This window comes from Marivita sp. S0852 (genome assembly GCF_046591575.1).
Taxonomy (GTDB): Bacteria; Pseudomonadota; Alphaproteobacteria; order Rhodobacterales; family Rhodobacteraceae; genus Marivita.
The window spans coordinates 179039-201875 of the sequence record NZ_JBIQWA010000001.1 but is presented as its reverse complement, the minus strand read 5'-3'; the positions used below and the strand labels follow the sequence as shown (position 1 = coordinate 201875).

Genomic DNA, 22837 nt, shown 5'->3' with positions numbered 1-22837 from the left:
CAGAGGGCGTGACGTTTTTAACACCTGACCAGATGCTTGACATCCGGAACGAGGATACAGACGGCGACGGAACACGCCAGGTTTTCGGGTATATCAACCTTGGCATTACCGACCATTACAGGACCTATTGGCAGGAAAGCTGGACTTTGGACCAGACCGGTTCAGCCTTTACGTCCTTTGAGCCAGAACTCAATCAAGACGTGATGCCGTTGAATCCGAACGCGGATGTGCCGGCGTGGCTCGAAAACGCGCTTGGTGTTGCAACCGGTCCTCCGGAAGGGGATTCGATTGAAGACACGGTATATGGCCGCATTGCGGATTTCAGCGACGGGTCCGGGCCTTTACCCAATCTGGGTGAACCTGTCATTGCCACAGAAGGTTCTTGGTGGGATGTCGTCCTGGACCAAGTTGAAACGATTTTTAATGCGGGATATCGCGATTTTTTTCTTGATGATGTCGGTCGCTATTACGCGGCGGATGGCATGACTGCCACTGCCGCCGATATGATGAACCTGGTGAACGCGGTTGCAGCGCATCTCGAGTCGCTAGCGGGTGCCAATGAAGATACGTCGATCGCACTGAACGGCGGAGGATATTTACGCTGGGACGCCGGCTATGCGCAAGACAGCCCCCAAGTCGAAGCTTTTTTAGCCAACACTGATTTCCTCGTGATGGAAAACAATTTTCTGCGAAATCCGCATTTTCTTGTCGAGGTTGCCCGAAATCTGTCCGGAACGAATACCCAACTTTTGTCGATCGAATGGGGCAACACCTTGCCCGAAGCCGTGTCCGGCACTTGGCTTGCGCTTCTTGACGCGCTCACAGCAACGTTTGGCACCCCAACCGCCGCGCATAGCCCGCAAAGGCCGGACTACGCACCCATCGAAGGCCAACTGCCAGGTGATGTATTTCCGCCGACGGGCATTCCTCAAACCCACGCCATCTTTATCGGTTCCGAATATGGCGCAACACTCACTGGAAGCGATGGGGATGATCTTATTTTCGGAACGTCCGGCGACGACCTCATTTACGCGCTTGGCGGCGACGATATCATTTTTGGTTTGGGAGGAAACGACACGATTATCGGCGGCGAAGGGCATGACGTCCTTTTCGGCAATGACGGCCACGATCATTTGGATGGTATGGCTGGACGAGACACGGTTTTTGGGGGGGCAGGAAATGACGTGTTGATGGGCGGCCCCGGTAATGATTATCTGTCGGGCGGCAAAGCACCCGACACGTTTGATTTATGGACCGGCGTATTCGACTAGGTCATGTCGGCTTTCGGCGGACCCGCCTGTCATGCACCGGTTAGGCCCATGCCCCAAAACGCGGCCTCCAGGCGGGTGGCGGTGGTGAACCGCTTTTGCAAGTGTGGCCAACGGGCGGCCGTCTGCGGCTCGGAGCCGAGTCGCCGGGCAATGGCGCGATCAATCATCTGACCGATCCGGGTCATCGCATCCTGGTATTCGGCCCCGTCATAGGTGTTGATCCAGTCGCGGTAGGGCGTCTGGTCAGAGGCGTCTTTGGCCAATCTTAGACCGATCTCGCCATAGCCGAAGCAACAGGGCGCAAGCGCTGCCATGAGATCAAGAAAGTCCCCCTGGACGCCAGCGTCCATGACGTATCGGGTGTAGGCCAGGTTTTCAAACTCTTCGGTCGCATTGAACAAGGCGGTTTCGTCGATGCCCGCTGCCGCGCAGGTTTTGATGTGGAGCGCCATTTCGTGATTGACCAAGGTGTCAACAGTGGCCGAGCAGACTTTCATTTCGTCCATGGTTTCGGCCTTGACCACACCCAGCGACCAGGCGCGGGCAAAGTGGATCAGAAAGACGTAATCCTGCACAAGGTAATGAAGAAAGGCCGCGCGGGGCAGGGTGCCATCACTTAGCCCCTGAACAAAGGAGTGATGAGTGTAGGCGTGCCATTCTTCCGAGCATCCGTCGCGCCATAGCTGAAAACTATTGCCGTACTTGTGCGTGTTCATCGGATTGTCCTTTTGGTTGGGTGTTTGGTCGTCAGTGGGTGGATGGAGAGCGTGTAGGGCTTTGACCGCGCGGTGACGTTCGCTACGACGCCAAGGCGCGATCTGAGGGATACCTGGTGGCCCGTCATGGGTGCGGGTCTTTGACGTCTGGGTAAGATGCAAAAAAGTGGTGAGTTGGACCGTGGCCTGATCCCACTGTCAGGTCGTCAGACCGGGCAATAGCGTCTGAAACATAGGCTTTTGCGGCTTGTGTGGCTGCAAACAGATCAAGCCCGTGTGCCAGCTGTGCCGCCATTGCGGCCGACAAGGTGCACCCGGTTCCGTGCGTATTGGGGGTGTTGGTTCTATGCGTGTCAAACCACGCCGTATCGGTTTGCGTTACCAAACAATCGGGGCAATCCGCGCCGTCCAGATGTCCGCCTTTCATCAAAACGGCGGCAGGTCCGAATTCGAGCAAAGCACGGCCCTGTGCGGTCATTTCGCTGCGCGACACCGCGGTGTGTGTTCCCAACAGATGCGCCGCTTCCGGCAAGTTGGGAGTTAACACTTTGGCAAGTGGCAAAAGCCGATCCCGAACGACGGAGACGGCATCCGGCTGCAGCAAGGCCGCACCACCTTTGGCAATCATCACAGGGTCCAACACAATCGGTGCCGAGCAGTCCTGCAAGATATCCGCGACTGCTGCGGCGATCTCGGCATTGGCGATCATGCCGATTTTTATCGCATCCACGCGGATATCGTCGAAGATCGCCTTGATCTGTGACTGAACGAAGGATGGGGGCACCAAATGGATGTCGCTGACGCCTTGAGTGTTTTGCGCGGTCAACGCAGTCAGGGCAGTCATGGCAAACGCACCATTGGCCGAGATCGCCTTCAGGTCTGCCTGAATCCCGGCACCGCCTGACGGGTCCGATCCGGCTATGCTTAGAACATTCGGTATCATATCAGCTCTCATTTGTGGAAAAGGCGCGGGCGGCGGCGGTGATGTCGGGTTGGCCGCAAATCGCCGAAACAACGGCCAGCCCATCTGCTCCGCTGTGTTGCACCCTGGATTGATGAGGTGCCTTCAAGCCGCCAATCGCGACGTTTGGCATTGATGACAGAGCGACCAGATGCGCCAGCCCGTCAAAGCCGATTGGCGCTTTGTGATCTGTTTTGGTTTCTGTTCCAAAAACCGGCCCAAGGCCAAGATAATCCACAATGGACGGGTCCGCGGCCGTGACGGACTGTTCGGTTTCGCAGGACAGGCCCAATATCTTGTCCGGCCCCAACCGCGCCCGCGCCTGTGCGGGTGTCATGTCGTCCTGGCCAATATGGGCACCATCCATATCGGCAAGGATTGCAGCCTCGACATCATCGTTGATCACCAAAGGCACGCCACTGCCGGATAGAACCTCGCCAAGCGCACGCGCCAGCGACACGCGCTCGGCTGTCGTGGCGGTCTTGTCGCGCAGTTGCACCATGCTCACGCCACCGGCAACGGCCTGCCGGACGGTTTCAACAACGCCGACAGAGCCGCAAAGCTGCGGATCGGTTACCAAATAGAGGCGGAGATTGCGGCGCAGGGACGTCATTCGTTCACCACCGCGTTCAAATCGTCGGGCTGTGTTGCCGCTAACGCGTCGATGAAGTGCATCTGAAAGCTGCCGGGGCCCTGCGCCTTGGCCGCTGCAGCGCTGCCTGCCACCTTGAAATGCGCCAATGCGCCCAACGCGGCATCGAACGGCGAACCAACCGCTGCATAGGCTCCCATCAGTGCGGATTGCGAACATCCAAGCGCCGTGACCAAAGGCATGATGTCAGAGCCGCCGGTGACATGCGCCGACCGTGTGCCATCGGTGACCAAATCCACCGGCCCGGTAACCGCAACAACGCTGTCAAATGTCTTGGCCAGGGTATGCGCGGCACCTTCGGCTGCCATGACGCTGTCGCCGCTGTCCGCGCCCTTGCCGGCTCCGGCCTGACCAGCAAGTGCAAGAATTTCCGAGGCATTTCCCCGGATTATGCTTGGACGCGAGGCCAGCAAATCCTGCGCAACGCTTTTGCGATAGCCACTGACGAAATGCGCAACCGGATCAAGCACCCATGGGATGCTGTGTGCGTTTGCTGTTTCGGCTGCCGAGGTCATGCTGCTGACCCAAGGGGCAGACAGTGTGCCAAGATTGATCATCAGCGCATTACAGATGGGTGTGAAATCTGAAATCTCTTCGGCCGCGTGAAGCATGGCAGGTGATGCACCCGCCGCCAGAACGACATTGGCCGATATGTTCATCGCCACATAATTTGTGATGCAATGCACCAAAGGGCTTTGGGCGCGCAACGGGGTCAGTAGGTCAGACAGGCTCATGGTGTCTCTTTCTCGTCAGGCGAAAAAAAGCACGCGTCCGCTGGTATTCAGTGACTGTGACCTCCCTCCGCCAGCATTATCTGGTTCAGGTTCAAAGGGTACGTCTCAGCTTTGCAGCGCCCCTGGTAACTGAATGAATAACCCAACTGCGCTGTTGCGTCAAACCGGTGCGAAGGGGGCGCGACACGAAATCCGAAACAGAGGTCCGACGTCGCATTTTGCCGGGTGAAACGCCCGAAAGCGCGGGCGTTTCAGTGTTTCTTGCAAGGCCCCTAAGAGGAAAAAGTTTTGACCTTGAGGAAAACCGATGTAACGTCGCGTCATAAAATTCAATTCACGCGGGCCGTTTTCAAGCCCGCTCATTCTTGGGAGGGACAGAAATTGACTGACAGTATGAGAGCCAGAATTGACCGGATGTTCAAAGGTGACGTGGTGTTTGCCAGCGCCTTTGTCGTGGGACTCTGGTGTATAATCATCTTCGTGTACGGCAGCATCAGACCGCATATGGGCGACAACGGAATTAGCACTGTTTTGCTTATTGCGGGCGGACTTGTGTTGCTGTTCAACACGGCCGCCATTGTCGCGATGGTCCGGCAATACTCCAACGAGAAAGATTTTATCTACGGATTGGACATTCGCCATCTTGATGAGATGCGCGAGATGAAAGGGAAGTGACCGGACAATGAGCAAGAAATATGAACCGCCAATCCAGAGCAGTGCCGGGCAGATCTTTGATTCTCTCTTTCTTCTCGCTTTGGTTTATGTCGCCCTTTTCATTCCGCTGATCCTTGGCCTGACCGGTGCCGGCGTGACAACCAACGTGCCAGACGAGGTGACGTGGGAAACGCTCGAACAGAATGAAGTGATGCAGACGCAGTGGGAAAAGCTAGGCTACACGCCGGAAACCGCCGCAGAACTGATCTCGACCAAGTTCGATTACAGCATTGATCCTTTCATGCTGATTGTGACCGGCATCGTGATTTTCGGATATTTCATCTTCATGGTGAAGGTATCCGAGAAGGAATATCGCCAGGTCATTCGTGAAAAATTCGACAGCTGAGTGCGACGGGAGACATAGAAAATGTGGGTATTAATTGAATATGCGGCCTGGGCCGCCTCTGCCGGTGTCTTGTTGTGGCTGGTGATGGACGCAGCGCGGGTGAACCGCGAATTTGATGAAGACACTCTGTTGTCCTCGAAAGAGGGTGTTGATGAATTGCTTGAGCATGGCGAGGTGCCTGAAGCACAGGAAGGGACCAAACTATGAGCGTTGAAGCAACAAACGCAGCCGCAAGCGCAAGCGCAGGCGAAGAACGCGTCGGCCTGCTTCGGGTCCTTGGCCCGGTCCATATCTGGGCTCTTGGGGTCGGTATCGTTCTGGTCGGCGAATTCATGGGCTGGAACTTTTCCGTGGGTAAAGGGGGTGCCTTTGGTGCGCTGATTGCGTGCTGGGTGATCGGCCTTTTGTACACCTGTGTGGCGATGATCGACTCGGAAGTGACATCGACAGTGGCCGCTGCTGGTGGCCAATACGCGCAGGCCAAACATATCATGGGTCCGCTGATGGCCTTCAATGTCGGGCTGTACCTTGTGATGGCCTACACCATGCTGGAAGCCGCAAACGCGATTGTGGTCGGAGACCTTTTGGTCATTCTGGCCGAACAAACCGGCTATGAAGGGCTTGATCCGCGTCCGTTCGTGCTTTTGATAATCTCGCTTCTTGCGCTGCTGAACTATCGCGGCGTGTTCATGACCCTGAGCCTGAACTTCGTGATCACTGCTGCGGCCTTTGTCTCGATCCTGATCCTGTTCATCGGCGTACAGCCCTGGAAGCCGGGTGCGATCCTTCAGCACCAGGGTTTGTTAACAGAGCTGCCCTACGGCTGGATTGGCGTTATCGCGGCGTTTCAGTTTGGGATTTGGTACTATCTTGGCATTGAGGGCACCTGTCAGGCTGCCGAAGAAGTCCGTTCGCCAAGCCGCTCTTTGCCGCTGGGCACGATGACTGGCATTATGACGCTGCTTATCGCCGCGACCCTGACCTGGTACATCTCTTCGGGATTGTTGCCGTGGCAATATCTCGGGCAGGCGACAGTGCCGCTTTATGATGCAAGCCGCATGACTGGATCGCTGTTGCTGCAGATATTCCTCTTTGTGGGAACACTGTTCGCCGCGACTGCTTCGGCCAACGGGTGTATCAATGATGCGTCACGGGCGTGGTTCTCGATGGGACGCGACCGCTATATGCCACAATGGTTTGGTGCGGTTCATCCGGTCTATCGTACACCTTACCGGTCGATCCTGTTTCTGATCCCGATTGCGGTCTCGTTCGCATTCACCGGGCTTTTGGATCAGGTCATCACCTTCTCGATCTTGTCAGGTTTGCTGGGTTACACGTTCATGCCGATCAACATGATCCTGTTCCGCAAGAAATGGCCGCTTGGCACCATCCGGCGCGGGTATGTGCATCCGTTCCACCCCTTGCCGGCGATCGTGTTGATGGCGTTGTGTATCACCACATTCTTTGCCACGTATCTGGGCTTTGGTATTCAGCTGCTGGCAATGATGACGTTCTACATCGGCGTGTCGCTGTGGTTCGTGATGCACCGTTACAAATTCGTCCGCCGTGCGGATCAGTTTACAATGAACTGGCCCAAGCCGGTCGGTTATTGAGGAGTAAGACACCATGATGGACAAGATCCTCTGTGCCATTGATGGCTCGAAGGCAGCGATCCGAGCGGTAGATTTTGCGGTCGGAATGGCCGCAAAGTTCGGCGCAGAGCTGCAATTCATGACGGTTTCCACCGTCTCGCAGCAATCCGCATCGAAAACGACGTTCTGGGACAGTCGGTTATTCGAAGCCGGAGAGCGCCAGATCGCCAAGGAACTACATGACGCCCGAGAAGTGGCGCGCAAACACGATGTGGCGGCGACCTGTGTCACCGTCAGTGGGCGCGACATTGCCGAAGCCATCGTCGGCTATGCCCAAGAGCATGGGTATGACCATATCGTGATGGGGTCGACCGGACACACGGCGTTCGGACGACTTTTGACCGGGTCAGTGGTGGATGAAGTGCTTGCCCGCAAGCACCCACCGGTGACAGTGGTATGAACGAGGCAGCCCTGGTTCTCGCCGCGGGCGGCGGTGCCGGTGCGCTGTTTTGGCTGCACAACCGGGACAAGCGGCAGGCAAAGGCGCGCCGCTTGTCCGTTTTCGACAATTGCAAAGGCGTTCTTGATCAGGCCGAAATGGTACATTCCGGGCGGTCTTATCCGGATCTGGTCGGGCAGTTCGGCGGTGGTCCCGCCGAGCTGAAGCTCATTTCTGACACCGTTCAGCTTCGCAAATTGCCCATCCTTTGGCTGTCGGTGACCCTGGAGCGTCAGCTGCCGATTCCTGCGGTTTTTGACATGATGATCCGACCTGCGAATACAGAGTTCTTTTCGCCGCACGGATCTTTTCGCGAAACGGTGGCAACGCCGCCAGACTGGCACGAACATGCTGTCATCCGTACGGATGACCCAACCGGTGTTTACCCATTTCTGGATCTGCTTGCACCGCATGTCGCGGATCTGGTTTCGGATGACCGCGGAAAAGAGCTTCTTGTCACGCCACGGGGAATCCGTTTGATCTGGCGCGTCTCCGAAAGTGTGCGCGGCCACTATCTGCTGACCAGACAGCCGCAATACGAGCAGGACCAACTGGTCCGGTCGGATGTTCAACGTTTGTTGGATCTGGCATGCGCGATAGAACATGACATCAGGAAAGGTGCGGCGTGAGTGACGCAAGAAAACCGGTACACCCGTATGTGGTGCTTGTTGTGGCCTCTGTCCTGACAGGCATGGGGCAGGTGCTAAATGGGCAGGCGTCGCGCGGTTTGATGATGGCGTTCGCGGGTCTGACGCTGGCTTGGGTGAGCTATAATCTGACCACACCGGATCATAGTTTCGTGGGCCGATATGCGGGTGGCTTCATGATCCATGCCATTGCATTCATGGATGCGTATCGCGTGTCTCGCTTCCGCTGGGAGCATTGGCGGCGAACGGAGTAGATCATACGCCGGTATTTTGCAGCCCCTGCATCCGTGGGGCTGGCAATATGGCGGATTGTTCATCCCTTCGGGCCTTTTGCGAAAGTTAGGCGAATGCCGCCTCACTCCGAACCGGATGAACAAACCGCTGAAATGTCTAGGTTAGGGCACTTCGGGGGCCATTGCAGCGTTCACGTGACCTTGACTGTCATCGTGCCAAGGCCCTCGGCGCTGATTTCCATTTCATCGCCTTTCTGAACGGGGCCTACGCCGGAGGGGGTTCCGGACAGGATCACGTCACCGGCAGCAAGTTCATAATATTCTGACAGATACGCAATCATCTCCGGCACTTTCCAGATCATCTGATTTAGATCGCCCTCTTGTTTCAGCGTTCCATTCACATTGAGCGCGATGCGACCGTGATCCAGATGACCGACCTCCTCAACAGTATGGATCGGGCCGACGGGGGCAGAGGCGTGGAAAGCTTTGCCGATCTCCCACGGGCGGCCCATTTTTTTCGCCACGCCCTGTAGATCGCGGCGGGTCATATCAAGGGAAAGTGCGTAGCCATAGACGTGGTCCAGCGCGTCTTCGATGGTGATGTCCGTGCCGCCCGATTTCAGAAAAACAGCCACTTCGGCCTCGTGATGTACGTCCTTGCTCTGGTGCGGATAGGGGAATGTGCCGCTGGTGTTCAGGTCGTCCGGGTTCTTCTGAAAAAAGAACGGTGGTTCCCGATCCGGGTCGTGCCCCATCTCAACCGCGTGGGCGGCGTAATTGCGACCGATGCAATAGACCCGGCGCACGGGAAACACGCCGCCGCTGGCGACGGGAACCGTCACGGTGGGTGGCACGGGGATCACGAATTCGGACATGGAACACTCCCTTTGGTTTTTGTCTGTGGCGTGTCTTTATCGGCAAAGCAATTACAGATCAATTCAAACCAATCTGTACGCATACAAAAAAATTCATTGATTTACCCAATTTTCGGCGTAATCATTGGACCAATGAGCAAATTGGATAACCAATATTGGGATTCGGTCCCGGCAGAACGGCCTGCGGATGCGCGCGACACGGTTGAACGGCTGCGCAGCTATATTGACGAGGGTGCCTATGCCCCCGGCGATAGGTTGCCGCCAGAACGCAAGTTGATTGTCGATTTGGATATGTCACGGGGCGCACTGCGGCGCGGTTTGGATGCGCTGGAGCGGGACGGAACGATCTGGCGGCATGTCGGCAAGGGCACCTTTGTGTCCCGCACCGGGCAAGGTGGTTTTTCCAGCAGTTCTGACTGGACAAACGATGTGGCCCGGCAGCTGACGCCATTACGCATGGTCCGGGCGCGGGTCTGTATCGAACCGGCGCTTGCCAGTGAGGCTGCGCTGAATTCTTCGGTCGAGGCGATCACCCGGATGCGGCTTGCGCAGGAGCGCAGTCAAGCTGCGCAAAGCTGGGAGGAATACGAGCTTCAGGATGATAGCTTTCATCGGTCGATTGCCGAAGCTGCGGACAATTTGTTGTTGCTCGGTCTGTTTGACCAATTGAACAAGGTGCGACGTGCTGTGGCTTTCGATGCGGTCATGCGCTCCACGCCGCGCCCGCCAAGCGATCATTCAAGCTTTGCAGAACATGAAGCGATCGTTGCCGCAATCGAAGCGCGCGACCGCATCGGCGCTCAGGCTGCCATGCGACGTCACCTGGAATCGGTGTCCGACCGCTTGTTCAAAGAGGAGTAAAGACCACCCGCCAAAAGAGCCGCAAACACCGGCCCGGCGACACATTATTCGACATGCATAAGGGAGGAGCGACATGTCACTGTCCAGAAGATTGATCCTGAAAGCCACCGGCGGTGCTGCCGCGCTGGCGATGATGGTCACCGGCGCGTTGGCGCAATCGGACCCGCTGCGCGTGGGTCTTGGCGATATTGCCAGCGTCGAAAGCCTGAACCTGCTGATTGCGATGGAGCGCACACAGGAACGCGGCGTCCCGATGGAGATGACCTTCTTCAATTCCGAGGATGTTGCCGTGCAAGCCGCCCTGTCCGGCGAAGTCGAGATCGGCGTCGGCGCGCCCTACGCATTTATGGCCAATTCGCAGGCTCCGCTGCGTATGTTCTACCGCATGTCGACACTGCTGTTCTTTCCGGTCGTAAATTCCGAGGTCTATTCCGGATGGGAGGATCTGGACGGAGAGGAAGTCACCGTGCATTCGCGTGGATCGGGTACAGAGGCGCTGATGCGTCTTATGGAGCAGGTGCACGACATCGAATATTCCAACATGTCCTACGTGCCCGGCTCCGAAGTGCGCGCGGGTGCGATGCTGCAGGGCACGATCAATGCGTCGATCGTGGATGCGACCAATTTCCGGCTGTTGCAGGAAAGAGGTGGCGAGAAGTTCATGCGCCTGCCGCTTGATGGGGTGAACGCCACCGACGAGGCGCTTTACGCCAGCGCCGAAACGCTCGACTCTCGGGCTGATGACATCCAGATATTCGTCGAGGAACTGCTGCGCACCTGGCAGGATATCGCGGATAACCCCGCCATCGTGGGCGAGTTGCGGGCGCAATATAACCTGTTGCCCGATCTGCCCGAAGACGTGGCCGCCGAAGCGGTGCCCTATTTCACCGAAGCAACCGAAAACGGCATTTACCCGCTTGATGGCGGAGAGCCACAGGATGCGCGCGACGACATCGCCTTTCTGTCGGCCGCCGGACAGGTAGAGATGGACCCCGAAGCGATTGATCCGACCGATTTCTGGGATTTCACCGCGCTCGACGCGGCCAAGGCGGCGCAGTAACGCGCCTGTTCCGCCCGCGCCTGTGATCGGCGCGGGCCATGTTCGACCCAAGCGCTAGGACAGACCCCAATGGCGAACACGCAAACCGATCCCGGAGTGATCCCCGGCCCGACGAGCCGCGCCTTCGATATGCTCGGCGGCACGCCTTTGATGTGGCGGCTGGCGTCCTTGGCGTTGTTTTTCGCAATCTGGGAAATCGCCGGGCGCACCAATTTCAACTGGGCCTTCCCCACCTTCTTAGAGACGATGGCTGCGCTGTGGGAGATGCTGGCCGACGGATCAATGATTTCTGCCTATGGCCGCACGCTCGAACCGCTGGTGATCGGGCTGGTGATCTCGCTTGGTATCGGGGTCAGCGCCGGTGTGCTGATGGGGCTGCGCCGTGATGTGGAATGGATCACGCTGCCGGTTTTTATCACCATGCAGGCCGCTCCGATGGCGGCACTCATTCCGCTCATCACCTTCGTCTATGGCATCGGCCTGACCTCCAAGGTGCTTGCTGTCTGTATGCTTGCGATGCCGGTGATCGCCATCAACAGCTACAAGGCGGTGCGCAACGTACCGCCGTCGCTGGTGGACATGAGCCAGTCTTTCATGGGCAGCCGCCGCCAGCAGGTGTTCAAGATCATCCTGCCCGCCGCCAGCCCGATGATGTTCGCCGGAATCCGGCTGGGCGTTGCCGAAGGCTTTTCCGGCGTCGTGCTGGCCGAACTTTTGATTACCCCCACCGGCATCGGCGACCTGATCACCTTCAACCGCTCGGTGGCCAAATTCGCGCATATGTATGCGGCAATCTTTTCGATTGTGGCCTTCGCGGTGATCGCGGTGTCGCTCTTGCACCGTGTGGAAACTTCCCTCTTCCGCCCAGAAAAGCGAGGCGCGTGATGAACATGCCAACTCCACTCCACTCAACCGAACGCACCCCTGTCGCCGCGACCCCCGAGGCGGTGATTGAAGTGCGCGGTGTTCACAAGATCTATGGCGGCACCGTCACCGCGCTCAAGGACATCCACCTCGATTTCAATCGGGGCGAAATGACCTCGCTTCTGGGCCCATCGGGCTGTGGAAAGACCACGTTGCTCAAGATCATCGCAGGGTTGCTGAAGCCGACCGAGGGCGATGTGGCGGTCAACGGCGTGCCCGTGACCGGACCGGGGCCGGAACGGGCCTTCGTCTTTCAGGATTTCGCTCTGATGCCCTGGGCGACGGTGCTGCGCAACGCGGCCTTTGGGTTGGAATTGCAGGGCGTCGGCAAGGCCGAACGTGAAGAGCGCGCGCGTCACTATGTGAACGAGGTGGGGCTGGCCGGGTTCGAGGACAAGTATCCGCACGAGCTGTCCGGCGGGATGCGCCAGCGCGTCGGTCTGGCCCGCGCGCTGGCGGTGGATGCAGATGTCCTGCTGATGGACGAGCCGTTTTCGGCGGTCGATGAACAGACCCGGCGCAAGTTTCAGGAAGACCTGATCCGCCTGCGCGAGATCGAGAAGAAGACCTTCATTCTCGTCACCCACTCGATCGAGGAAGCGGTTTATCTGTCGGACCGTATCGTGCTTTTGTCACCGCGCCCCGGACGCCTGAACAAGATCGTCACGCCCGAGATCGACCGTTCCGGCGATCCCGACATGATCCGCCGCAATCCCGAATACCTCGACCTGATCGACGACATCTGGAGCGGCCTGCGGGCCTATGTGGAGTAGGCGCATGGAGGTCTACGGCTTCAAAATCCCGCGCATCGCTGCGCTGCTGTTTTGGGCGGCACTTTGGGAAATCGTCGGCCAATTCGAGCTTTTGCTGCTGTTTCCGCCGCTGTCAGACGTGCTGCTGGCATTGCCCGAGGTGGTAACAACGCCCAGCTTTTTCGAGGCCGCGCAGATCACAGTCGCTGCCTATCTGGGCGGGCTGGCGCTGGCCGTGGTTTTGGGCATCGGGCTGGGTATGTTGATGGGGCTGGTCAAGGCTGCCGACAACCTGCTGAACATGTGGGTCAACATCTTCCTGTCCGCTCCTTTGTCTGCGCTGGTGCCGGTCATCATGATCCTTTTCGGTATGGGGATGCCGACGGTGATCGTGACCGTCTTCATGTTCGCGGTCTGGATCATCGCGCTTGATACGCGGGCCGGGGTTCTGCACGTCTCGCCGTCGCTGATCGAGATGTCGCATTCCTTTGGTGCATCGCGGTGGGCGCGGTTCCGCATTATCCTGCTGTCAGCGATGCCCGAGATACTCGCGGGCATCCGTCTGGGGGTGATCCGGGGCGTCAAAGGTGTGGTGATTGGTCAGCTGCTGGTGTCAATCATCGGCGTCGGCGCGCTGTTCAGCCTCTATTCGCAGAACTTCCTGATGGCGCATTTCTGGGCGCTCATCCTGATCCTTTTCGCCTTTGCTTTGACGCTGGCTGAGGTGATCGCGCGGCTGGAGGGCCGGATCGAATATTACGCGGGGGCGCGTGGATGAAACTGACGCTGGCCACATGGGATCACGACCGGGTCATGCCGCTGCATGACGGCCGGGTTTCGGTGGAGGGTGTCACCTTTGAAAGCCACATCCTGCCAACAGGCAAGCTTTTCCCCATCGCGGTGCAGGAAGCGCGGTTCGATATCACCGAGCTTTCGGTGTCGAGCTACGTCCTGCAGGTGTCGCGCGGCGCGTGCGCCTATACGGCAATCCCCGCCTTTGTCAGTCGGGCCTTTCGGCATAGCGGGTTTTTCGCGCGCACCGGGTCCGAGATCGAAACACTGTCCGATCTGGCTGGCAAGCGCGTCGGTGTGCCGGAATACCAGATGACGGCTGCGCTCTGGATGCGCGGCTTGCTCGCCGATGAGCATGGCATCGACCCGGCCGCGATCACCTGGCGTACCGGCGCGCTGGACGCGGGCGTGCGGCACGAAAGGCTGAGCCTCGATCTGCCTGACGGCATGGTGGTTGCGCCGATTGACGATGGCGAGACGTTGCAGGATCTGCTGCTGGCCGGAGAGATCGACGCGCTGCTGGCGCCCAAACCACCGCAAGCGTTTCTGGAGGGTGACACCCGCCTGCGCCGCATCATCCCCGATTTCGGCGCGGCCGAGCGTGAGTATCATGCGCGCACCGGGTATTTCCCGATCATGCATCTGATCGCCGTGCGCAAGTCGCTGGTGGCCGAAAACCCTTGGCTGCCGCAGGCGTTGATGCAGGGCTTCACCACCGCGCGCGACATGGCGCTGGCCCGGTTGGATGACATCTGGCTGGGGTCGGCCAACCGCCTGTCGCTGCCATGGCTCAACGAGACGATGGAGGTGACCCGTGCCGCGATGGGGCCGGACCCCTGGCCCTATGGCTATGCGGCAAACCTGAAGGAGCTGGAGACGATCTGCCGCTATTCGTCCGAGCAATACCTTGCCGCGCGCCGCGTATCGCCCGAGGAACTGTTTCCGGAGCAGGTGCGATGACGCCCGATATCTTTCATGCCGGGTTGGGTTGGCCCATTGCAGGCAGTCTTGCCGCGCTAAGCTTTGTGGCGTCTTTCATTACGGTCGCATTCGGGATCGGCGGCGGCGCTGTCATGCTGGCTGTCATGGCTGTTCTGTTACCGGCGACCGCGATTATCCCGGTGCACGGGCTGGTGCAACTGGGATCGAACGCCGGGCGGCTGGCGATCATGGTGCGGTACGTGCATCGCGCGGTGGTGCCCGCCTTCCTGATCGGTGCCGTGATTGGCGTGACCCTGGGCGGCAGCATGGTGGTGCAACTGCCCGCAGGCGCGATCCAGATCGGGGTGGGCAGTTTCATTCTCTGGTCGGTGTTCTTTCGCCCGCCCGCCTTCTTGCGTGATTCCGCCGCAATCACCGGCGTGTTCTCCAGTTTTTTGACAATGTTCTTCGGCGGCACCGGGCCGTTTGTGGCAACCTATATCAAGGGCCAGGGCCTTGATCGCATGACGCATGTGGCCACCCATGCGGCGTTGATGACGATTCAGCATCTGCTCAAGATCGTGGTGTTTGGCCTTTTGGGGTTCGTCTTTTCGCAATGGCTGGGCTTTGTCGCCCTTCTTATCGCCGCCGGTTTTTTTGGCACGCTGGTGGGCCGCCATGCTCTGACCCGCATCAACGAACGCTATTTCCTGCGCGTGCTCAACGTCGTTCTGACGCTTCTGGCGCTGCGCCTGATCTGGGGAGGGGCCGCGAGTTTCATCGCGTCCTGACGCGACCCGAACCGCAAGGCCCGGCATCGGGACCATTGCGGAGACAAGACGAAAACCGGTGCACCGATCTTATCTTTTTTGGGAGGAGACATTATGAAGATGACCAACACCATCACCCGCCGTACCCTTTTGGGCACCGGGGCGGCTGCCTCGGCGCTTACCCTGGCCAGCCCCGGCATTCTGCGTGCGCAAAGCTTTCCCGAACGTAATATCGAAGTTTTCATTCCAACCCGCGAAGGCGGCGGGGCAGACCGGAATTTCCGGGCGTTTTCGAGCATTTGGAAAGAAAAGCTGGGAACTGACTTCGAGCCCGGTTTCTATCCTGGTGCGTCGGGCCGGGTCGGGTACGAGATTTACATGGGCAAGTCCGAACCCAATGCCTACAACCTGATTTTTGGTAATATGGGGCCGGAAGTGCTTAACTGGGCGGTGCAGCCGCCAAGCTTTGACATCAATGACTATTTCTATTTCGGCCGTGTCGATACCGATCCGTGCTGTGCCTTTGTTGGGGCCGAAAGCCCGTTGCAAAGCATCGAGCAGATCGTCGAAGAGGGCAAGAAACGCACCCTGACCGTCGGCACCAGCCGCATGGCGCATCCGGCCTCTATCGGCATTCTGGCGTTGGGAGAGGAAACCGGAGCCAGTTTCAACCTTATTCCCTTGTCCGGCGGCAAGAACACCGTCGCGGGGGCCGTGACCGGCGAAGTCGATTTTTCGGTCCTGACTTCCGGATCGGTGATCTCGGCCGGGGACAGCGTCAAGACGGTACTGGTCTTTGGCGAGAACCGCGTCGGAGACGCGCTCGACAATGCCGAAAGCATCAACAGTGTTTATGGCATGGACCTGCCCGAGATGCTGTCGGCCCGCGCCTTCGGCATCCATCGCGCCGCCGCCGAGGAATTCCCCGAGCGGATGGAGGTGCTGCAACGCACGTTCAAGGAAACCTTCGAGGACCCAAGGCTGCTTGACGCCTATGTCGCCGCGCGCGGCACGCCGGAATACCTCAATCAGGGCGGCGTCGAGGAATGTGCGCAATTCGTCAAGGACATGCTTGAACTGGGCGAACGCTACAAACCCTTGCTGACCGGCGCATGATGCGCTGATCCTTCGCACCGGCCTTTGCACGGCAAGGGCCGGTCGCGGCATCCCGACCGTTTGACGCCATAGGAACACCCATGTCCCACGATCCAAATGACCCGCCCCGTCATCTGGGCGGAGAGCTTGTCATCCCCGTGATGGCGGTGATCTTCACGCTCTATTATTTCTCGACGATCTGGAATTCGCCCTGGACGGCGCAGGTCAGCGCGTTTGCCATCGGCGGGGTGCTGCTATTCGTCTGCGCGCTGTTCTTCGTCAAGGTCGTGGGTCTCTTGCAGCGGGACGAGGGACGGCTGACCTTCGGCAATCTTTTCAGCTACGACGATATCCGCACCGGACGGATCGGGCTGCTGATCACCACGATCGGCTTTTGCGCCCTGATCGACCGTCTGGGCTTTACGCTCACCACGTTCCTGTTTCTCTGGCTTAGCATGGCCGTGCTGGGACAGTTCAAACGCCTCGGGTTGATCACGGTCACCTCGGCGCTGATGTCGCTGGGCGGATGGGCCGTGTTCATCTGGGCGTTCGAGACCCGGTTCCCGCGCGGCTGGTTCGAGAACACGATGCGCATGGTGCTGGCCAATGGGTGACACCTCCGCAATCCTGATCGAGGTCTTTTTCGAGACCATAAGTTTCTGGTGGGTCATCATCCCTACGATCTTTCTGGGCTTGATCGTCGGCGGCATTCCCGGCTTTTCGGCGGCCAATACCATCATCATCCTGATGCCGCTGACCCTGGCGATGGAGTTGCAGACCGGCCTGATCTTCATGGTCTCGCTTTATTGCGCGGCGCGGATGGGGGCGGGGATCCCGGCGATCCTTGTCAATATCCCGGGCACCGCAGGGGCGGCGGCCACACCGCTTGACGGCTATCCCATGACCAAGCAGGGGCGCGGCCAGCAGGCGCTGGCGATCTCGTTCGTCGCCTCCTCGCTTGGCGGTCTGCTGACGACAATGATCGCGCTGGCGGCGATGCCGCTTCTGGCGCGGGTCGGGTTCTATATGCACTCGGTCGAAATGATCGTGATCATGCTGTTCGGGATTTCGCTGATCGCGTCGATTGCCGCGCAAGACATGGTTAAAGGCCTGATCGCGGGGTTCTTCGGCCTGATGCTCGGCTCCATCGGCGCGGATGTTGTCTATGCCACGCCGCGCGGCACGATGGGCTTTCTCGAACTTTACGATGGCGTGCCACTGATCCCGGCTCTGGTTGGGCTGTTTGCCGTGTCAGAGGCGTTCATCATCATCGAAAAGCGCGTGATTCTGACCAAACAAGGCCAGACCGCGATGGAGAACCCCACCTGGGCTGCGACGTTTGAGGGCGTTCGGGACGCGTTCAAACGCTGGGCGCATATTGCCTGGACTTCGGTGATCGGGCTTATCATCGGTGTTATTCCCGGCGCGGGTGCGTCCATTGCCAGCTTCGTCGCCTACCAGCAGTCGCGCACCTTTTCCAAGACACCTGAAAAATACGGCACTGGTCATATCGAAGGGCTGATCGCGCCCGAAAGCGCCAATAACGGCGTCACCTCGGGCACGCTGGTGCCGCTTCTGGTGCTGGGCATTCCCGGCGGTGCGACGGCGGCGATCATGCTGGTGGTGATGCAGTTTCACGGCGTCAGCTTCGGACCCTCGCTATTTCAACAGGAACCCAAGGTCGGCTACGGCATGTTCATGGCGATGGCGGTGTCCTACCTATTGATGATCCTGACGATTCTGCCGCTGTCGCGCTACATGAGCCGGGTCACGACGGTGCCGACGATCTATCTTGCGCCGATGATCATCTCCTTCACTCTGGTGGGGGCCTTCGTGCCGCGCGAATACATGTTCGACATCTATCTGGCGCTTGCCTTCGGCGTCATCGGCTATATCGCGCGCCGCACGGGATACCACGTGGCGGCGATCCTGATCGGGGTGATCCTCGGCCCGCTGCTCGAGACATATTTCCTGCGCGCGCTCAAGAAATCCGAAGGCGACATTTCGGTTCTGTTCTCCTCGACACTCGGCAACATCCTTTGGGTGGCGCTGGTGATCTCGCTCGTGCTGCCGCTGGTGTTCGACCGTCGGCGCAAGAAAAAAGAAATGGTGATCCAATGAAGGTAGAGTATGACATTGCGCTGTCGAAAGGCGTCAAACATCTGGCGCGGCTCGATATTGCCGGGGGCGGGCAAGTGGTGGTGCAGGGCGATTACGCCTATATCGGCCATATGAAAGCGCCGCATGGCACGTCGATCCTCGATGTGTCGGACCCGACCAACCCAAAGGTTGTGAGCCATGTGGAGCCGCCCGAGTGGTCGCACACCCATAAGGTGCGGGTGGCGGGCGATCTGATGATCACCAATGTCGAACAGGACCAGCGCCATTTTCTGCGCAAGGGCGACCGTATCCCCGAGCTGCGGAACAAGGGGCTGGAGGACGCGGCCATCGCGGTAGAGCTGGGCGTCAAACCCGACGACATCCCGACCCTCGATGCCGCCCGCGAGCGTGGCTATGACGGCGGCGGGTTCCGCGTCTGGGATATCTCGGACAAGACCGCGCCGCGCCTTTTGTCCTACGTCAAGACCCACGGTTTCGGCGTGCACCGCTTCGATATGGATGAAAACTTCGCCTATATCTCGACCGAGATGGAGGGCTATGTCGGCAATATCCTCGTTATCTATGATCTGGCCGACCCAACCAACCCGACCGAAGTGTCGCGCTGGCACATGCCGGGACAGCATGTCGCAAAGGGCGAAACGCCGACCGGGCCGGGCTACAGCCACCGCCTGCACCACGCCATGCGCTGCGGTGACGAGCTTTGGGCCGCCACATGGCACGCCGGGATGCGCGTGCTCGATGCGTCAGACATCACCAATCCGCGCCAGATCGGCAGCTATGTCTGGCCCGAGGCGATCCCCGAACCGACGCATACGGTCATGCCGCTGGAGCAGCGCATCGACGGTCGTCGCTATGCCGTCGCCATCGACGAGGAACACGCGCATCAGCCCGGCCGCCTGCACGGCTTTCTCTGGGTGATGGACGTGACCGACCTGGACAATATCGAAGCGGTTGCGGCCTGGGATCTGAGCGAACGCGCCTGTCCCTATGTCGGCGAAGAGGGCGTACGGTTCGGCGCGCATCAATACCGCGAAAAGCTGGACGGGACGCTGGTCTATTGCACCTGGTTTGCCGGTGGCCTTCGGGTGCTGGATCTGGCCGATCCGCTCACCCCGCAGGAGGTGGCGTATTTCATGCCCGAGCGCGGCCCCGGCGGCGCGCCCCAATCCAACGATGTTGATGTGGACGATCACGGCCGCATCTACCTGCTCGACCGTGTGAACGGTCTCGATATTCTGGAGATGACCTGATGACCGACCAATCCCAAGACCTGCTGCCGCCCAGCGTCGACCCCAACAAGAAGGCGCTTGGCATTCGCCGCGTGTCGATGCGCAACGAAGGGTCCACCCGCAGCGTTATGATGGTGCGCGATCACGTCGTCATCACCGACGAAAAGGAAAGCAACACTGGCCCAACGCCTTTGGAGATGACGCTGTCGTCGCTTTGCGGCTGCGAAGGGGTGATCATCAACCGCTGCGCCGAGGCGATGAAGTTCGACTATTCCGCCGTCGATATCGAAGCCGATGGCGAGGTCGATCAGCGCGGCAGTCGCGGCGTGCAGGGCGTGCGGCCTTATTTCAACTGGGTCAAGATGCGCATCCGCATCCATACCGAGGAATCCGACGAACGGCTGGATCGTCTGCGCCGCAATGTCGAATATCGCTGCCCGGTGATGAACCTCTTCACCTCGGCCGATGTGACGCTTGAGGTGGTCTGGGAAAAGGTCGCGCCGTGCTGACATTGCGCGTCAACGGCGAGGCGCATGAGGTGGAGGCCGATGGCGACATGCCGCTGGCCTATGTGCTGCGCAATCTGCTGGGTCTGAAGGGCACCAAGATCGGTTGCGGGCTGGAACAATGCGGTGCCTGCACGGTACTGGTGGACGGGCAGGCGGCGCAAAGTTGCGCGGCGCCCGCCGCCACCTTCGAGGGGCGCGAGATCGTCACCGTCGAAGGCCTGTCTTCCGATCCGCTGGGTCGCCGGGTGCAGGATGCGTTCGTCGATGCCGGGGCGGCGCAATGCGGCTATTGTACCGCCGGTCTGGTGGTCGCCGTCACGGCGCTGGCCAAGGACAGCGACGCGCCGCGCGACCGAGATGGGCTGAAATCCGCGCTGGCCCCGCATCTGTGTCGCTGCGGCACCCATCCGCGTGTTTTGGCGGCGGCGGAGGCGGTGTTGGAGGACCGGGCATGAGCCTTGATGCTTATCCGCTGGTTCGAGACTGGTTGCGTGTCCAAGACGAGAAGCTGCGGCTGCGCACCGGCAAGGTCGATCTGGGCCAGCGCATCTCGACCGCGCTGATCCGTATTGCGGCACAGGAACTGTCGCTTGCCTATGACCGGATCGACATGGCCCCGGTGCGCACCAGCGACAGCCCCGACGAGGGCATCACCTCGGGCAGTAACTCGATCGAACAGACAGGCCACGCCCAACGCCGCGCCTGCGCCACTGCCCGCGCCGCCGCCTGGGCTGTGGCCGCGCGGCAGATGGATGTGCCCGCTGATGATCTTGACCTGGTCGACGGCGAAATCCGCCATCGTGGCAGCAACCGGACGCTTGATCTTTTTGATCTGCTGCGCGACTTGCCCGCCGACCTTCCTGTCGATCCGAACGCGCCCAGCCGCCAAGTCTCCATCCCCGATCACCCCCCGCGCGGCCTGCGCGAGATGGTTGAGGGACAGTTCACCTATGTGCACGACCTTGACCGCCCCGGCATGTGGCATGCCCGCATTATACGCCCGCCGATGCAATGGGCGCGGCTTGCGGAGCTTGATCCAAAGGCGACAGCCAGACTGGCCGACGCCGGGCTGACCCTCGTGCGGGACGGATCGTTTCTGGCCGTGGCCGGGCCGGATGAATGGCAGGTGATCCGCGCCGCCGAGGCGCTGCACCGCGCCTGCGCGTGGGAGATCGGCGACGGCATCGAGGCCGGCGACGTGTTCGGGATGATGCACAACCACGCGGCACAGCGCTTTGCGATCCGGGACGGCAAGCCCGACACGGACGCCCTGGTGCCACCCTATCCCGATGCGCCCGGCTATGAGGCGACCTATGAGCGCCCCTATACGCTGCACGCGGCGCTGGCCCCGTCGGCGGCAATGGCGACATTTCGGAACGGCACTCTCGAAATTCTGACCCATTCCCAAGGGCTCTATCCGCTGCGCGACAGCATTGCCGACAGTTTCGGCATGGTGCTGGAGGATGTCGTGCTGGAACATGTGCCCGGCTCGGGTTGTTACGGGCATAACGGTGCCGACGATGCCGCCTTTGATGCCGCCATCATTGCGCGCGCCATTCCTGACACGCCGATCCTGCTGAAATACAGTCGCGCCGATGAACATGCGCGCGAACCGGTGGGCACCGCCATGCAAGTTCGCGTTGCCGCCGATACGGGCAAGGGCGGCGCGATCACAGGCTGGTGGATGGAGGCGCGCGGCGACACCCATCGGGGCCGACCGCGCCCCGGACCGAACCGGGCAGGGGCCGCGCGGCTGGCTTCGAACACGCTGCGCGACACCGACGTGCCGCGCTTTGTGCCCGAGCCGAACATGAACCGGCACGCGGGCCTGCATCGCAACCTCGATCCGATCTACCGCCTGCCCGACAGGAAGCTGGTCAAGGCGCTGGTGCCCGATCTGCCACTGCGACCTTCCGCGCTGCGTTGCCTTGGCGCGGTGGCCAATGTGCTGGCCATCGAATCCACGATGGACGATCTTGCCATCGCCGCCGGCATCCCGCCGCTCGACTTCCGCCGCCAGCATCTCGACGATCCGCGCGCGCTGGCCGTGCTTGATCATCTGGAACAGGTGCTGCCGCCGTTGCCCCAAGCGCAGGCGCGCGGGATCGCTTATGCGCAATACAAAAACGCCATGACCCGTGTCGGCATTGCCGTCGATCTGAACGTCGACGATCAGGGCGCAACGCATTTAGCGCAGGTTACGCTGGTCGCGGATGCTGGTCGCGTGGTCGATCCCGACGGTCTGCGTGCGCAGTTGGAAGGTGGGGTGCTGCAAGGCGCAAGCTGGGCGCTTTTTGAGGCCGTGACATGGGGGCCGGAGGGGCGCGACTGCCTTGATTGGGACAGCTACGCAGTGCTGCGTTTTGACAATGTGCCTCGGGTCAATATTCGCCTGCTCGAACCGGACGACACCCCGTCGGTGGGTGCCGGAGAAGCCAGCCCCGGACCCACCGTCGCCGCCATCGCCAACGCGATCCATGCCGCAACCGGTCTGCGCTTGCGGCGGATGCCGTTCGATGCCGACGCGATAATCTCTGCGGCGTTGAAGACATAACAGATAGAT

General features: G+C 59.9%; 27 protein-coding genes and 1 riboswitch. Of the genes, 22 read left to right on the top strand and 5 right to left on the bottom strand.

Features of this window, described 5'->3' with window-relative positions:
- Positions 1-146 precede the first annotated feature (146 nt).
- The gene (locus ACG74X_RS00995; protein WP_411232071.1) at positions 147-1271 is read left to right on the top strand and encodes a hypothetical protein; all 1125 of its coding nucleotides are present in this window, start codon (positions 147-149) and stop codon (positions 1269-1271) included.
- Positions 1272-1300: 29 nt separating this feature from the next.
- Here ACG74X_RS00995 and tenA read toward each other — a convergent pair whose 3' ends face one another.
- From tenA to thiM, 4 genes are all read right to left on the bottom strand, one after another.
- The gene (gene tenA, locus ACG74X_RS00990; RefSeq protein ID WP_411232069.1) at positions 1301-1987 is read right to left on the bottom strand and encodes a thiaminase II; all 687 of its coding nucleotides are present in this window, start codon (positions 1985-1987) and stop codon (positions 1301-1303) included.
- Positions 1988-2111: 124 nt separating this feature from the next.
- Entirely contained in the window at positions 2112-2930 is an 819-nt protein-coding gene (gene thiD, locus ACG74X_RS00985) for a bifunctional hydroxymethylpyrimidine kinase/phosphomethylpyrimidine kinase (RefSeq protein WP_411232067.1), read from the bottom strand.
- Position 2931: 1 nt separating this feature from the next.
- The gene (gene thiE / locus ACG74X_RS00980; protein WP_411232065.1) at positions 2932-3561 is read right to left on the bottom strand and encodes a thiamine phosphate synthase; all 630 of its coding nucleotides are present in this window, start codon (positions 3559-3561) and stop codon (positions 2932-2934) included.
- Positions 3558-4334, bottom strand: a complete 777-nt coding sequence (gene thiM, locus ACG74X_RS00975) for a hydroxyethylthiazole kinase (RefSeq protein ID WP_411232063.1) — start codon at positions 4332-4334, stop codon at positions 3558-3560. Before thiM ends, thiE begins: the two co-directional genes overlap by 4 nt.
- Positions 4335-4379: 45 nt before the next feature.
- A riboswitch (TPP riboswitch) is annotated at positions 4380-4468 on the bottom strand.
- Positions 4469-4715: 247 nt separating this feature from the next.
- Between thiM and ACG74X_RS00970 the strand changes: the two genes are divergently transcribed.
- The 7 genes from ACG74X_RS00970 to ACG74X_RS00940 are packed head-to-tail and all read left to right on the top strand — an operon-like array spanning position 4716 to position 8386.
- Positions 4716-5009: a hypothetical protein gene (locus ACG74X_RS00970; RefSeq protein ID WP_411232061.1), complete on the top strand. Its 294-nt coding sequence runs from the start codon at positions 4716-4718 to the stop codon at positions 5007-5009.
- Positions 5010-5016: 7 nt separating this feature from the next.
- Positions 5017-5394 (top strand): hypothetical protein, encoded by a 378-nt coding sequence (locus tag ACG74X_RS00965; RefSeq protein ID WP_411232059.1) that lies wholly within the window; start codon positions 5017-5019, stop codon positions 5392-5394.
- Between the two features lie 21 nt (positions 5395-5415).
- On the top strand, positions 5416-5601 hold the full coding sequence (locus ACG74X_RS00960) for a hypothetical protein (protein WP_411232057.1): 186 nt from the start codon (positions 5416-5418) through the stop codon (positions 5599-5601).
- Positions 5598-7007 carry an APC family permease gene (locus ACG74X_RS00955; protein ID WP_411232056.1) on the top strand — a complete coding sequence of 470 codons (1410 nt, stop codon included), beginning with the start codon at positions 5598-5600 and terminating at the stop codon, positions 7005-7007. The genes ACG74X_RS00960 and ACG74X_RS00955 overlap by 4 nt, the downstream gene beginning before the upstream one ends.
- Positions 7008-7020: 13 nt before the next feature.
- Positions 7021-7446, top strand: coding sequence for a universal stress protein (locus ACG74X_RS00950; RefSeq protein ID WP_411232055.1), 426 nt, complete (start codon positions 7021-7023; stop codon positions 7444-7446).
- A complete protein-coding gene (locus tag ACG74X_RS00945; protein WP_411232054.1) occupies positions 7443-8114 on the top strand; it encodes a hypothetical protein in 672 nt (223 codons plus the stop codon). Before ACG74X_RS00950 ends, ACG74X_RS00945 begins: the two co-directional genes overlap by 4 nt.
- Complete coding sequence (locus ACG74X_RS00940) at positions 8111-8386, top strand: hypothetical protein (RefSeq protein ID WP_411232052.1); 276 nt, start codon at positions 8111-8113, stop codon at positions 8384-8386. Before ACG74X_RS00945 ends, ACG74X_RS00940 begins: the two co-directional genes overlap by 4 nt.
- Before the next feature lie 170 nt (positions 8387-8556).
- Here ACG74X_RS00940 and ACG74X_RS00935 read toward each other — a convergent pair whose 3' ends face one another.
- Entirely contained in the window at positions 8557-9240 is a 684-nt protein-coding gene (locus ACG74X_RS00935) for a fumarylacetoacetate hydrolase family protein (protein ID WP_411232051.1), read from the bottom strand.
- Between the two features lie 132 nt (positions 9241-9372).
- Between ACG74X_RS00935 and ACG74X_RS00930 the strand changes: the two genes are divergently transcribed.
- The 14 genes from ACG74X_RS00930 (at position 9373) to ACG74X_RS00865 (ending at position 22828) form a co-directional block, all read left to right on the top strand.
- Positions 9373-10101, top strand: a complete 729-nt coding sequence (locus ACG74X_RS00930) for a FadR/GntR family transcriptional regulator (protein ID WP_411232050.1) — start codon at positions 9373-9375, stop codon at positions 10099-10101.
- Between the two features lie 73 nt (positions 10102-10174).
- Positions 10175-11161 carry an ABC transporter substrate-binding protein gene (locus ACG74X_RS00925; RefSeq protein WP_411232048.1) on the top strand — a complete coding sequence of 329 codons (987 nt, stop codon included), beginning with the start codon at positions 10175-10177 and terminating at the stop codon, positions 11159-11161.
- A 96-nt stretch (positions 11162-11257) separates the two neighbouring features.
- Complete coding sequence (locus ACG74X_RS00920) at positions 11258-12046, top strand: ABC transporter permease (RefSeq protein WP_411232047.1); 789 nt, start codon at positions 11258-11260, stop codon at positions 12044-12046.
- A 5-nt stretch (positions 12047-12051) separates the two neighbouring features.
- The gene (locus ACG74X_RS00915) at positions 12052-12858 is read left to right on the top strand and encodes an ABC transporter ATP-binding protein (RefSeq protein WP_411232046.1); all 807 of its coding nucleotides are present in this window, start codon (positions 12052-12054) and stop codon (positions 12856-12858) included.
- Between the two features lie 4 nt (positions 12859-12862).
- On the top strand, positions 12863-13615 hold the full coding sequence (locus ACG74X_RS00910) for an ABC transporter permease (protein ID WP_411232045.1): 753 nt from the start codon (positions 12863-12865) through the stop codon (positions 13613-13615).
- A complete protein-coding gene (locus ACG74X_RS00905) occupies positions 13612-14589 on the top strand; it encodes a 4,5-dihydroxyphthalate decarboxylase (protein WP_411232044.1) in 978 nt (325 codons plus the stop codon). The genes ACG74X_RS00910 and ACG74X_RS00905 overlap by 4 nt, the downstream gene beginning before the upstream one ends.
- Positions 14586-15341, top strand: a complete 756-nt coding sequence (locus ACG74X_RS00900; protein ID WP_411232043.1) for a sulfite exporter TauE/SafE family protein — start codon at positions 14586-14588, stop codon at positions 15339-15341. The genes ACG74X_RS00905 and ACG74X_RS00900 overlap by 4 nt, the downstream gene beginning before the upstream one ends.
- 93 nt (positions 15342-15434) lie before the next feature.
- A complete protein-coding gene (locus tag ACG74X_RS00895) occupies positions 15435-16436 on the top strand; it encodes a hypothetical protein (protein ID WP_411232041.1) in 1002 nt (333 codons plus the stop codon).
- An 80-nt stretch (positions 16437-16516) separates the two neighbouring features.
- Positions 16517-17029, top strand: coding sequence for a tripartite tricarboxylate transporter TctB family protein (locus tag ACG74X_RS00890; protein ID WP_411232040.1), 513 nt, complete (start codon positions 16517-16519; stop codon positions 17027-17029).
- Positions 17022-18536 (top strand): tripartite tricarboxylate transporter permease, encoded by a 1515-nt coding sequence (locus ACG74X_RS00885; protein WP_411232038.1) that lies wholly within the window; start codon positions 17022-17024, stop codon positions 18534-18536. The genes ACG74X_RS00890 and ACG74X_RS00885 overlap by 8 nt, the downstream gene beginning before the upstream one ends.
- Positions 18533-19786, top strand: coding sequence for an LVIVD repeat-containing protein (locus ACG74X_RS00880; protein WP_411232037.1), 1254 nt, complete (start codon positions 18533-18535; stop codon positions 19784-19786). Before ACG74X_RS00885 ends, ACG74X_RS00880 begins: the two co-directional genes overlap by 4 nt.
- Positions 19786-20274, top strand: coding sequence for an OsmC family protein (locus ACG74X_RS00875; RefSeq protein ID WP_411232036.1), 489 nt, complete (start codon positions 19786-19788; stop codon positions 20272-20274). The genes ACG74X_RS00880 and ACG74X_RS00875 overlap by 1 nt, the downstream gene beginning before the upstream one ends.
- Positions 20268-20729 carry a (2Fe-2S)-binding protein gene (locus ACG74X_RS00870; RefSeq protein ID WP_411232034.1) on the top strand — a complete coding sequence of 154 codons (462 nt, stop codon included), beginning with the start codon at positions 20268-20270 and terminating at the stop codon, positions 20727-20729. Before ACG74X_RS00875 ends, ACG74X_RS00870 begins: the two co-directional genes overlap by 7 nt.
- Complete coding sequence (locus tag ACG74X_RS00865; protein WP_411232033.1) at positions 20726-22828, top strand: molybdopterin cofactor-binding domain-containing protein; 2103 nt, start codon at positions 20726-20728, stop codon at positions 22826-22828. The genes ACG74X_RS00870 and ACG74X_RS00865 overlap by 4 nt, the downstream gene beginning before the upstream one ends.
- Positions 22829-22837: the final 9 nt, after the last annotated feature.

What these genes read in the sequence shown, in the direction of transcription:
- tenA (WP_411232069.1), bottom strand. Translation starts at nt 1,987, where the DNA reads ATGAACACGCACAAGTACGGCAATAGTTTTCAGCTATGGCGCGACGGA.
- thiD (WP_411232067.1), bottom strand. Translation starts at nt 2,930, where the DNA reads ATGATACCGAATGTTCTAAGCATAGCCGGATCGGACCCGTCAGGCGGT.
- thiE (WP_411232065.1), bottom strand. Translation starts at nt 3,561, where the DNA reads ATGACGTCCCTGCGCCGCAATCTCCGCCTCTATTTGGTAACCGATCCG.
- thiM (WP_411232063.1), bottom strand. Translation starts at nt 4,334, where the DNA reads ATGAGCCTGTCTGACCTACTGACCCCGTTGCGCGCCCAAAGCCCTTTG.
- ACG74X_RS00965 (WP_411232059.1), top strand. Translation starts at nt 5,017, where the DNA reads ATGAGCAAGAAATATGAACCGCCAATCCAGAGCAGTGCCGGGCAGATC.
- ACG74X_RS00960 (WP_411232057.1), top strand. Translation starts at nt 5,416, where the DNA reads ATGTGGGTATTAATTGAATATGCGGCCTGGGCCGCCTCTGCCGGTGTC.
- ACG74X_RS00955 (WP_411232056.1), top strand. Translation starts at nt 5,598, where the DNA reads ATGAGCGTTGAAGCAACAAACGCAGCCGCAAGCGCAAGCGCAGGCGAA.
- ACG74X_RS00950 (WP_411232055.1), top strand. Translation starts at nt 7,021, where the DNA reads ATGATGGACAAGATCCTCTGTGCCATTGATGGCTCGAAGGCAGCGATC.
- ACG74X_RS00945 (WP_411232054.1), top strand. Translation starts at nt 7,443, where the DNA reads ATGAACGAGGCAGCCCTGGTTCTCGCCGCGGGCGGCGGTGCCGGTGCG.
- ACG74X_RS00935 (WP_411232051.1), bottom strand. Translation starts at nt 9,240, where the DNA reads ATGTCCGAATTCGTGATCCCCGTGCCACCCACCGTGACGGTTCCCGTC.
- ACG74X_RS00930 (WP_411232050.1), top strand. Translation starts at nt 9,373, where the DNA reads ATGAGCAAATTGGATAACCAATATTGGGATTCGGTCCCGGCAGAACGG.
- ACG74X_RS00925 (WP_411232048.1), top strand. Translation starts at nt 10,175, where the DNA reads ATGTCACTGTCCAGAAGATTGATCCTGAAAGCCACCGGCGGTGCTGCC.
- ACG74X_RS00915 (WP_411232046.1), top strand. Translation starts at nt 12,052, where the DNA reads ATGCCAACTCCACTCCACTCAACCGAACGCACCCCTGTCGCCGCGACC.
- ACG74X_RS00910 (WP_411232045.1), top strand. Translation starts at nt 12,863, where the DNA reads ATGGAGGTCTACGGCTTCAAAATCCCGCGCATCGCTGCGCTGCTGTTT.
- ACG74X_RS00905 (WP_411232044.1), top strand. Translation starts at nt 13,612, where the DNA reads ATGAAACTGACGCTGGCCACATGGGATCACGACCGGGTCATGCCGCTG.
- ACG74X_RS00900 (WP_411232043.1), top strand. Translation starts at nt 14,586, where the DNA reads ATGACGCCCGATATCTTTCATGCCGGGTTGGGTTGGCCCATTGCAGGC.
- ACG74X_RS00895 (WP_411232041.1), top strand. Translation starts at nt 15,435, where the DNA reads ATGAAGATGACCAACACCATCACCCGCCGTACCCTTTTGGGCACCGGG.
- ACG74X_RS00890 (WP_411232040.1), top strand. Translation starts at nt 16,517, where the DNA reads ATGTCCCACGATCCAAATGACCCGCCCCGTCATCTGGGCGGAGAGCTT.
- ACG74X_RS00885 (WP_411232038.1), top strand. Translation starts at nt 17,022, where the DNA reads ATGGGTGACACCTCCGCAATCCTGATCGAGGTCTTTTTCGAGACCATA.
- ACG74X_RS00880 (WP_411232037.1), top strand. Translation starts at nt 18,533, where the DNA reads ATGAAGGTAGAGTATGACATTGCGCTGTCGAAAGGCGTCAAACATCTG.
- ACG74X_RS00875 (WP_411232036.1), top strand. Translation starts at nt 19,786, where the DNA reads ATGACCGACCAATCCCAAGACCTGCTGCCGCCCAGCGTCGACCCCAAC.
- ACG74X_RS00865 (WP_411232033.1), top strand. Translation starts at nt 20,726, where the DNA reads ATGAGCCTTGATGCTTATCCGCTGGTTCGAGACTGGTTGCGTGTCCAA.